At 73.5% G+C, this 7,293-nt stretch carries 7 protein-coding genes and 1 tRNA gene; 1 reads left to right on the top strand and 7 read right to left on the bottom strand.

Annotated elements, in window-relative coordinates:
- Positions 1-65: 65 nt before the first annotated feature.
- The 4 genes from VGL20_07740 to secG all read right to left on the bottom strand — a co-directional run bounded on the left by VGL20_07740 (position 66) and on the right by secG (position 2,543).
- A complete protein-coding gene (locus VGL20_07740; protein HEY2703564.1) occupies positions 66-359 on the bottom strand; it encodes a hypothetical protein in 294 nt (97 codons plus the stop codon).
- A gap of 190 nt (positions 360-549) precedes the next feature.
- Positions 550-636: transfer RNA gene (locus tag VGL20_07735), tRNA-Leu, on the bottom strand.
- Between the two features lie 54 nt (positions 637-690).
- Positions 691-2,256 (bottom strand): ABC transporter substrate-binding protein, encoded by a 1,566-nt coding sequence (locus VGL20_07730; GenBank protein ID HEY2703563.1) that lies wholly within the window; start codon positions 2,254-2,256, stop codon positions 691-693.
- A gap of 50 nt (positions 2,257-2,306) precedes the next feature.
- Positions 2,307-2,543 carry a preprotein translocase subunit SecG gene (secG, locus tag VGL20_07725; protein ID HEY2703562.1) on the bottom strand — a complete coding sequence of 79 codons (237 nt, stop codon included), beginning with the start codon at positions 2,541-2,543 and terminating at the stop codon, positions 2,307-2,309.
- A gap of 117 nt (positions 2,544-2,660) precedes the next feature.
- Between secG and VGL20_07720 the strand changes: the two genes are divergently transcribed.
- Positions 2,661-3,716 carry a phosphatidylserine/phosphatidylglycerophosphate/cardiolipin synthase family protein gene (locus VGL20_07720; GenBank protein HEY2703561.1) on the top strand — a complete coding sequence of 352 codons (1,056 nt, stop codon included), beginning with the start codon at positions 2,661-2,663 and terminating at the stop codon, positions 3,714-3,716.
- A gap of 16 nt (positions 3,717-3,732) precedes the next feature.
- Here VGL20_07720 and VGL20_07715 read toward each other — a convergent pair whose 3' ends face one another.
- From VGL20_07715 to tpiA, 3 genes are all read right to left on the bottom strand, one after another.
- Positions 3,733-4,878, bottom strand: coding sequence for a phosphodiester glycosidase family protein (locus VGL20_07715; protein HEY2703560.1), 1,146 nt, complete (start codon positions 4,876-4,878; stop codon positions 3,733-3,735).
- 120 nt (positions 4,879-4,998) lie between these two features.
- Positions 4,999-6,546 carry a 2,3-bisphosphoglycerate-independent phosphoglycerate mutase gene (gene gpmI / locus VGL20_07710; protein HEY2703559.1) on the bottom strand — a complete coding sequence of 516 codons (1,548 nt, stop codon included), beginning with the start codon at positions 6,544-6,546 and terminating at the stop codon, positions 4,999-5,001.
- On the bottom strand, positions 6,543-7,293 hold a 751-nt coding region (tpiA, locus tag VGL20_07705; GenBank protein HEY2703558.1), incomplete at its 5' end, for a triose-phosphate isomerase. The genes gpmI and tpiA, both read right to left, overlap by 4 nt.

Below are 7,293 nucleotides of genomic sequence, written 5' to 3'. Positions count from 1 at the left end.
GGGGCGCGCGGGTCGTCCGCCACCAGGACCACGAGAACGCTCGCGTCGACGATGACCGACGACACCTACCCGGCCCGGCGCTCGTCGAGCTCCCCACGCGCAGCGTTGACCGTCGCCACCGCGTCGACCCCAACATGGCCGGCCGTGCGCAGCTCCTCGCGGAGCTTCGCGAGGCGCGCGAGTGCCTCGGTACCAGCCCGTCGCCGCAGGGCGGCCTCGACGGCGGCAGGGTCGTCGCCCAGCCCGGCGCGGACGTAGACGCGGGCAAGGGTCCCGGCGCGCAGGCCCAGCCGGCTTGCCTCTCGCTCCAGGCGGTCGTGGTCGTCGTCGTCGAGTCGCAGGGTGAGGGCACGGGTCATGGATCGAGAGTAGCGCAGAACGATGCGAAACGCATCACGCACCGGGAGGCCCGGGCGTGGAGCGGCGGCGCTGACGGGCCCGAAGGTGGTGCCTTTCGACCCGCTGGTGTCCACCGTTGGTGTCAACGGTTGGTGTCATTGGGGCCGCCAGGGCCGGAAAGTTACTGGTAAATAAGGAGCTTTCCGTCGATGGTGCCGAGGAAGGGAATCGAACCCTTACGCCCTTACGAGCACAGCGCCCTGAACGCTGCGTGTCTACCAGTTCCACCACCTCGGCGCGGCCGCATCCGATGCTACCCGATCCCCGCGTCTCTGCGACAGGCCACCGCCGTCATCGGGTGAGCCGTCGCCAGGCGGCGACCAGGTCGTACCGCTGCGCGCTGGAGCCGGACGCGGGAAGGGCCAGGTCGAGGCTCTCGGTCGTGGCCACGCTGACCAGCGGGCCGTAGAGGAAGACGGCCGGCGCGCTGGCGGCGAGGTCGCGGTCGACCTCCTCGACGGCGGCGCGGCGCAGCTTGGGATCGGTCTCCTGGGCGAGGCGGTCCAGCGCCCGGTCGAAGACGAAGTCGGGCTTGAGGCCGGTGACGTTGATGCCCTTGGGCGGCACCTCGTCGGAGCGCCACTGCGAGCTCACGTCCGGGTCGGGGCCGCTGTCGATGTGGGCGAGCGCCATGTCGTACTGCTTCGCCGGGCCGGTGAGCATCTCGTAGAACCGCGCCGGCCGCACCAGGTCGACCTCCACCTGGACGCCGATGCCGCGCAGCTGGCGGGCGAGGTTCCGGGCGACGGCGGGGAGCGGCTCCTCGTCGGAGACCATGAGGCGCTCGCCAAGGCGGTCGGTCTGACGGGTGCGCACCGCGCCGGGAGCCGGCAGGGTCCATCCCGCCGCGTCCAGGGTCCGGGCCGCCAGCGCGGGGTCGGCCGGGGGCACCGCCGGGTGCGGCACCCAGCGCACCCCCAGGGGGATGGGATCCGGCTGGGGCACGCCCGCGCCGGGGAGCGCTGCGGCGACCAGCTCGCGGCGGTCGATGGCGGACGCGATCGCATGCCGCACCGCCGGCTGGTCGAGACCCGACGCCTGGCTGGCGGTGTTGAACAGCAGCTGCACGGTGCCGAAGCCGAGCATGTCGTGGAGATGGGTTCCCGGCACCGCGGCGGCCTCGGCGCGCTGGCCCGCGGTGGTGGCGAGCAGGGAGTCGCTCTGCCCCGCGGCGTAGAGGCGCAGCGCATCCTCGAAGGTCGGCACCAGGCGCAGCTCGATGGTGCGCATCGGCGGGGCGCGCTGTGCGTGGGGATTGACGACCAGGCGCACCGCGGCGGCGTCCGCGCTGGCCACCCGGTAGGGACCCGAGGTGGGAAGCGGCCGGGTCGCGGTGCGGGCGAGCTGTGCCGCCGGCTGCGCGATCGCCGCGGTGGGGAGGATGGGGAGCTCGGCGACGGCGACCGCGAAGGAGCCGCGGGGGCGGCGCAGCCGCATCGTGACCGAGGTGGGAGAGTCGACGGTGACGGCGACGTCCTTCCAGGCGTCGGCGAGCTGGGAATCGGGGAAGTCGGACGACTGCACCAGCGACACCGTGGCGGCGACGTCGCGAGCGGTGAGCGCGCTGCCGTCCGACCAGCGCCGGTCGGCGGGCAGGGTGAAGGCGTAGGTGTGGCCGTCGCTGCTCACCGTCCAGGTGGCGGCGAGGTCGCCGGTGGGGCGGCTGTCGAGGCCAAGGTGCAGCAGCGAGCGATAGAGGAGGTGCCCGATGTCGCGGACGGCGGAGTCGTCGCGGCCGAACAGCGGGTCGAGGATGAGCGGCCGGTGGGGGGCGACCACGGCCTCGCGATAGTCGGCCTGCGCGGCCGGTCGGAAGGCGGAGGTGGAGGCGGCGATGGTGCCGCCGGCGGCGACCACGGCGACGCCGGCGACGATCGCGAGCTGGACGGCGCGGCGCCGTCCCCGGCTTAGTGAGACCCGACGTACGTGTTGATCGCCGACAGGACCACGAACAGGCCGATCAGGATCGCCGTCACCCGGAGGAGGCTCCGTTCCAGGCCGCGACGGCGACGGTAACCGCCACCGATATCCCCACTGCCTCCGATCGTCCCACCCAGACCACTCGCCTTCGGAGTCTGAAGCAAGACGCCAAGCATGACGAGAACGGCCAGGATGACCTGGAGAACTGAAAGAACCGTCTTCACCCAACCGAACCTCCGCGGGACGCGCCGGGGAAGTATAGCCGCGACACGACCCCGCTCCTGCAAACTCGCCCGTGGTCATGCTTTGACTCTACCACTGCTGAGTAGTATTGTCGCGACATGGCACTCATTCACCGCCTCCGCCTCCCCCACCCCGCTCTGCTGGTCCTCCTCGCCGGCCTCTGCGGCTGCTCCCCCGGGCTCGCCCGCGACGCGCCCGCCGCGACCACCGCCGCGTATCCCACCGCGGCGGCGCCACCCGCGGCGGTGGGGGGCGACACCGTCAGCGTCCTGGCCCGGGGCGTGGTCGCGTTCCCGGTCATCCGGAAGCTGATCGAGGGCGCCCGCCGCCGCGTCGACGTCGAGGTCTACGAGCTCGGCCGCGCCGACCTCGCCGCCGACCTCGTCGACGCCCACCGGCGGGGACTCGAGGTCACCCTCATCACCGACCCCTCGGTCCCGTCGAGCGAGGCCGCCGCAATCCATCTCCGCGCCGCGGGGATCGCGGTGTCCCTCTATCCGGTGCGACGGAGGATGATCGACCACGTCAAGCTCCTGGTGGTCGACGGCGGCGACGCGGCGGTGGTCGGGGGGATCAACTGGGGCAGCTCGTCGGATCGCAACCACGACTTCGACGCCCTGGTGCGGGGTCCCGCCGCGCTGAACCTCGAGCGGGTCTTCCTTCGCGACCTGGCCACCACCGGGCGGGCCGTCACCGTCCCCGCCGAGGCGGTCGACCCCGCGGTGGTGGTCGCCACCACCCTTCCCGACACCGGCATCCACCCGCTCGCCCTCGAGCTCGTCGAGGGAGCGCGTGCCACCCTCGACCTCGAGCTCTTCGTCCTCACCGACACCGCGGTGGTGCATGCGCTGGAGCGGGCGCACGCACGCGGAGTGCGGGTGCGCCTGCTGCTCGACCCGGAGCAGCGGCCCAGCGACGCCTCCGCCGAGCAGCTCCGCGCCGCCGGTGTCGAGGTGCGCCTCTACCGCGGCGCGGGCGAGAAGCTCCACGCCAAGGCGGCGGTCGCCGACGGCCACCGGGTCCTCTTCGGCAGCGCCAACTGGACCGCCGGCGGCTTCGCGCGCAACCACGAGCTCGACATCGGGCTCGACTCCGCCCCGGTGGCAGCCTCCCTGCTCGGCGCGATGCGCTCCGACTGGGAACGCTCGGCGTGAACGCTCGACCTCGTCGCTACCAGGCGGTGAGGCCGCCGGGTGCCCCCGCCGACGCGGTGCCGCCGCCCGAGCCCGAGGTCACGGATCCCGAGAACGCGCCCGGTCCGCCCCCGGCAGCCGCCGCCCCGCCGGGCGCGGGAAGGGCGCCGCTCTCGGGCAGCCGGGGCAGCACCACGCTGCCGAGCACGCCGGTGCCCGGGACCGGGCCGCGCCGTGCGACGGCGGGGTGCGGGGCCGATGTGGGGATCAGCGCTGAGAGCGAGGGCACCGTGACCGCGGGCGCGGGGGCCGGCGCCGGGGGCGCGGGCACCGGCGGCGCCGGGGTCACCGGGACGGTGTGGCCGAGGAGCAGGCTGACCTGCACCTCCGGCTCGCCGGCCTGCAGCGGGACGATCGAGCCCTGTCCGTCGACGTACGCCTCGGCCTGGTGGCCGCCGTCGAGGGCGATGGCGTTGACCACCCCGTGGTCGATGAGCCACCGCGCCGTCTGCGGCACGGTCATGCCGTTGCGGTCCTTGCTCTTCCTGGCGGACACCACGGCGACCATGAGGGTGCCGTCCTGCTTGAGCCCGACGACGGTGCGCTGCACCGCCGAGTTGTGCTCGACGCTCCACCAGAAGGCGCCCTTCCGGCCGTCGTCGGCCATCCCCTCGATGCTCACCTGCCCGTCGGCCACCACCCGCTCGCCGGAGACCGCGGTGCGGCAGCGGGTGGCGTCGGCGCCCTTCATGATCGTCACCGTCGGCCGGGTCGCCCCGGTGATGGCGTCGCCGACGCACAGCGAGGTGGTGTGCGGGTCGGCGGGGGCCCAGGCGTGATGGTCGACCACCGCGAGGCCGAGGATGTCGTCCCCGTTGTTGTAGTTCGCGGTGAAGCCGGCGGCGGCATGGTGGCGGTCGACCATCGAGCTGATGTGCTCGAAGCAGCCGTTGCCGTTGTTGCTCCCGCCGAAGCACCTCGCCGAGCCGTCCTGCACCACCGCCGCGTCGATCGGTGTCGTCAGCGGGTCGATCGTGGTCCAGGTGACCTCCGCGCCCTTCGACACGGTGTCGACGCTGAAGGAGGGCACCGAGCCGGCGGGCGCGCTCAGGGCGACGAAGGGCCGCGCCGCGCCGACCAGTGCGAGGGCGGTGACCACCCCCGCCGCTGCGCGCAGCAGCACACCACGATGACCGCGACCTGCAGCCACGAGACCGACCCCCAGAGAACAACACCCAGCTGCGAGTGGGACGAACCCGTATGGGGGAACGACCGCCGCGCCCGCATCTTGCGGACGGCGGGGTCACAGGTCGGTGGCGGTGTCGCGGAGGTCACGCCCCGTCATCGCCACGGGCACCGGCAGCCCGAGCACGCCCAGCACCGTGGGGGCCACGTCGGCGAGCCCGCCACCCGGTCGCAGCCGGGTGGCGCCGTCGCCGCAGAGGATCACGGGGACCGGGCTGGTGGTGTGCGCGGTCAGCGGCGAGCCGTCGCGGGCGTCGATCTTCTGCTCGGCGTTGCCGTGGTCGGCGGTGATCAGCATCGACCCGCCGGCGGCGAGCACGGCATCGGCGATGCTCCCGAGGCACCGGTCCACCACCTCCACCGCGGTGACGGTGGCGGCGAGGTCGCCGGTGTGACCGACCATGTCGGGATTTGCATAGTTGACCACGATCAGGGCGTCGTCGCCGGCGCGAATCCGGTCGAGCACCACCTCGGTCACCGCATCCGCGCTCATCGCCGGGCTGCTGTCGTAGGTGGCCACCCTGGGCGAGGGCACCAGCCTCCGCTCCTCGCCCGAGAACGGCTCCTCGCGGCCGCCGTTGATGAAGTAGGTCACGTGCGCGTACTTCTCGGTCTCGGCGACGTGGAACTGGCGCAGCCCGTGGGCGCTGACCACCTCGCCGAGGGTCTCACGCACGTCGTCGGTGGGGTAGGCGACCGCCACCGGCAGGCCACCCTCGTACTCGGAGAAGGCGGCCATGTGCAGGTCGGCGACGCGACGCGAACGGGCGAACCCGTCGAAGTCCACGTCGACCAGGGCGTGGGTGATCTGACGTGCGCGGTCCGGCCGGAAATTGAAGAAGATGACCGAATCTCCGTCCTCGATGCGCACCCGATCGGACCCCGGCGGCACGATCGAGACCGGCTCGACGAACTCGTCGCTGACACCGTCGGCGTAGCGCGCCTCGATGTACCCCACCGCGCTCTCCGCGATGCCGTCGCCGGCGCCGGCGATCACCTCGTAGGCGCGCGCGGTGCGCTCCCAACGCCGGTCACGGTCCATGGCGTAGTAGCGACCGCTCACCGTGACCACCCGTCCGGCGCCGATCCGGGCGAGGCCCTCCTCGAAGGTGCGCACGAAGCCGGCAGCGCTCGACGGCGGCTCGTCGCGACCGTCGAGGAAGGCGTGGACGTACACCCGGTCGAGCCCGCGCCGGCGGGCCAGCTCGACCACCGCGAGGCCGTGGTCCAGGTGGCTGTGGACGCCGCCCGGCGAGACCAGCCCCATCACGTGGAGGGCGGCGCCGCGCTCGAGGGCGCGATCCACGGCCCCGACCAGCGCCGGGTTGTCGAAGAAGCCGCCCTGCTCGATGTCGAGGGTCACCCGCGGCAGGCTCTGGAACAGCACCCGGCCGGCGCCGATGGTCAGATGACCGACCTCGCTGTTGCCCTGCTGCCCGTCGGGGAGGCCGACCGCGAGGCCGCTCGCCGCCACCGTGGTCCAGGCCCAGCGCTCGCGCAGGGCGTCGACCCGCGGCGTCCGGGCCGCGGCGATGGCGTTCCCGAAGCTGTCGGGATTCTCGCCCCAGCCGTCGCAGACGACGAGCACACAGGGTCCGGCGGTCACCCGTCCACTGTAGCGTTCACGGTGGCGGCGGCCGCGGCGACGATGGCCCCGAAGGCCTGCGGCTTCAGGCTGGCGCCGCCGATGAGGCCGCCGTCGATGTCGGGCTCGGCGAGGAGCGAGGCGGCGTTGTCGGGAGTGCAGCTGCCGCCGTACAGGACCAGCAGCGCCGCCGCCGCCTCGGTCGACACGATGCCGCCGACGTGGGTGCGGATGGCGGCACAGACCTCCTGGGCCTGCTCGGGCGTGGCGGTGCGGCCGGTGCCGATCGCCCAGACCGGCTCGTACGCCACCACGATCCGTTCGAGTGCGGCCGCGTCGAGGCCGCCCAGGGCGGCGTCGAGCTGGCGGTGGATCACCTCGAGCGTGGTCCCCGCATCGCGCTGCTCCAGGGTCTCGCCGACCGCGAGGATGACCCGCAGCGGATGGGTGAGGGCGCGGCGCAGCCTGCGCGCCACCTGCTCGTCGGTCTCGCCCATGATGTGGCGCCGCTCGGAGTGGCCGACCAGCACCAGGTCGCACCAGCCCGCCAGCGCCGCCGGGGAGATCTCGCCGGTGTAGGCGCCGGCGTCCTCCCAGAAGCAGTTCTGGGCGCCGAGCAGGACGCCGGTGCCACGGAGCTCGGCGCACACCGGCCAGAGGTGCGTGAACGGCGGCAGCACCGCCACCTCCACCTCGGCGGGACGCTCGAGGGCGACCACGGCCCGGGCCAGCTCGATGCCCTCGGGCACGGTGGTGTTCATCTTCCAG

The sequence above is a fragment of the Candidatus Dormiibacterota bacterium genome (assembly GCA_036495095.1).
Taxonomy (GTDB): domain Bacteria; phylum Chloroflexota; class Dormibacteria; order Aeolococcales; family Aeolococcaceae; genus CF-96.
Note: the sequence above shows the minus strand (reverse complement) of the source record. Positions and strands in the feature narration are given on the sequence as shown.

What these genes read in the sequence shown, in the direction of transcription:
- VGL20_07740 (HEY2703564.1), bottom strand. Translation starts at nt 359, where the DNA reads ATGACCCGTGCCCTCACCCTGCGACTCGACGACGACGACCACGACCGC.
- VGL20_07720 (HEY2703561.1), top strand. Translation starts at nt 2,661, where the DNA reads ATGGCACTCATTCACCGCCTCCGCCTCCCCCACCCCGCTCTGCTGGTC.